Source organism: Bacillus sp. P4_D3 (assembly GCF_056401855.1).
In genome coordinates, this window is the sequence record NZ_JBFUIN010000475.1 from 1 (window position 1) to 2460 (window position 2460).

The following is a 2460-nucleotide window of genomic DNA, read 5'->3' on the forward strand; positions in this document are numbered from 1 at the left end:
ATACTAGATGGAAGAATTTTTAAATTGAGGAGTTATTTATTTATGCTTCAAGACGATATTATTTTATCTCATGAAAATCGAATAAAAGAATTGGAAAATAAAGTACGATTATATGAAGAACTTGTAAATCAATTACCACATCATTTCACATATAAAAATCCACATATTGGTTTGCAAATAAAAAAAACGAGAACATCTCATTCTATTCAACACATACAACAAAAAGATAAAGAGCCTACCTTTCAGCTTACTTGCGATTCACTATTTTTATTTGAACAACTAGAAAAACATTTTGTTCATATTTTCGATGCATTCTCGCATCACGTCACTTTTATTGATAATAAAGGTAACATTACATTATGTAATCAAGCTGCAGCAGATGATTTTGGTGTAATACGAAATTCTATAATTGGGAAACCAATTCAACAATTACTAAACTTACCTGAAGAACAAATTAAAGCTATTGAAACGTTAAAAACGGGAACCGAAATATATAATGAGGAAGTGTTAGACAAAAACTATGGCATCGTAAATAACCGTATTATTCGTGATTATAATGGGGAGATTTTCCGAGTTATTAGTGTCTTTCATTATTTAAATACAGAACGTGATGCCGAAAAGTTTTCCCTAGCTGGGCGAATTGCAGCTGGGATTGCACATGAAGTACGAAATCCCCTTACAACAGTACGTGGGTACTTGCAATTTCYACAAGATAGCGTTTCTCCGTCCAATAAAGAATTGTTTAAAAGTCTACTCATCCCTGAATTAGATCGTGCCAATAGTATTATTACAAAATTTTTAGCTATTTCAAAAACGCGTGAATTTACTAGAGAACATTTTCCAATCAATACGTTTTTACGCRAGTATATTCAACAACTACTTGCTAGTGAAGTTTTTTTGCACAACATTTCTATTGACTATGATTTTTCTACCGAATTAGATGGTGTACTCGTCAATATTGATCGCCATGAACTCGTGCAAGTTTTTTTAAATTTATTTCAAAATGCTGTCGACGCTCAAGGTGAAGAACCTCTTTCTATTCAAATTACTAGTTATCGCTTAGATAATTTTGTTCGTATTACTTTCAAAGATAATGGAACCGGCATTCCTCCAGCTATTCAAGAATATATATTTGATCCGTTTTTCTCTACAAAAGACTCAGGAACGGGACTGGGATTATCAGTAACGAAGAAAATTATTCAAAATCATAATGGCACATTAAAAGTTACTAGTGATCACAGTGGGACAACTTTTACAATATCTATCCCATTGTTGCCCAAAAGAGATAATTGAAGTGTCGATAAACAAAAACAGTGGGGGCAGTTAAAAACTGCCCCCACTGTTTTTGTTTAACTCATCATTTTCCTAAAAAACTATATAAAATGAAACTTTAATCAGCGTTTTTTGCATCTCCTACTGCTTATTAACCCTAACTAATCAGCCTTTTGCTAGATAGAAATCCTTCAATCTCTTTAATTCCCCTTACTAAGTAGGTAAAACCCTTATTTTTTTTGAAATAGTAGTTTGTCCATCACGAATTTAGTTTTATTTTCATTTTATTATATTGAGACTATTTATTCTATAAAAGAAAGGAATGAAAAGATGAACAATAATAATAAAGGGAAAGTATTCTTCGGTAACGATTGTTGCGAAGTCCGGGCTTGTAGTTTTATTAACATCTCTAAATCTGAACTTAAAGAATTTATTAAAATCCTTCAAGCTCTTGGACAAAATATTAAAGATATATTCCAAAATCCTTCTCAAAGTAATATTGATAAACTTATAGCTACCCTAGATAATCTACAAAAATTCCTCAAATGTTTAGACTTATCACCTGCACAAGAAAAAATCGGAACTTCTATTATTACTAACCTATTAACTATTCTAAAAACAAAACCTTTCTCGTGCGGAGCATTATACGTTGAACTGCAAAGCCTGCTTAATTTTTTACTGTATATCGCTAAGTTATTTAAAGTTAATTGCTGTACTATCGACAAACTTGTTAAGCTGATTATAGAAATCCAAACCATTTTAGTTAAATATGGCTCTGGTTGCCTTGGTGGAGGTGCTACTGGTGCTACCGGACCTCAAGGACTTCGTGGCGTTACTGGTGCTACTGGACCTCAAGGACTTCGTGGCGTTACTGGTGCTACCGGCGCTACTGGACCTCAAGGACTTCGTGGCGTTACTGGTGCTACTGGACCTCAAGGACTTCGTGGTGCTACTGGCGCTATCGGCGCTACTGGACCTCAAGGACTTCGTGGCGTTACTGGTGCTACCGGCGCTACTGGACCTACTGGACCTCAAGGACTTCGTGGCGTTACTGGTGCTACTGGACCTCAAGGACTTCGTGGTGCTACTGGCGCTACCGGCGCTACTGGACCTACTGGACCTCAAGGACTTCGTGGCGTTACTGGTGCTACTGGACCTCAAGGACTTCGTGGTGCTACTGGCGCTACC

General features: G+C 35.8%; 2 protein-coding genes. Both read left to right on the plus strand.

The window, feature by feature from the left end:
- Window positions 1–42: 42 nt before the first annotated feature.
- Window positions 43–1293 carry an ATP-binding protein gene (locus AC1DTM_RS22945; RefSeq protein WP_477000965.1) on the plus strand — a complete coding sequence of 417 codons (1251 nt, stop codon included), beginning with the start codon at window positions 43–45 and terminating at the stop codon, window positions 1291–1293.
- 309 nt (window positions 1294–1602) lie between these two features.
- Window positions 1603–2460: collagen-like repeat preface domain-containing protein (locus AC1DTM_RS22950; protein WP_477000964.1), on the plus strand; the 858-nt coding region annotated here is incomplete at its 3' end.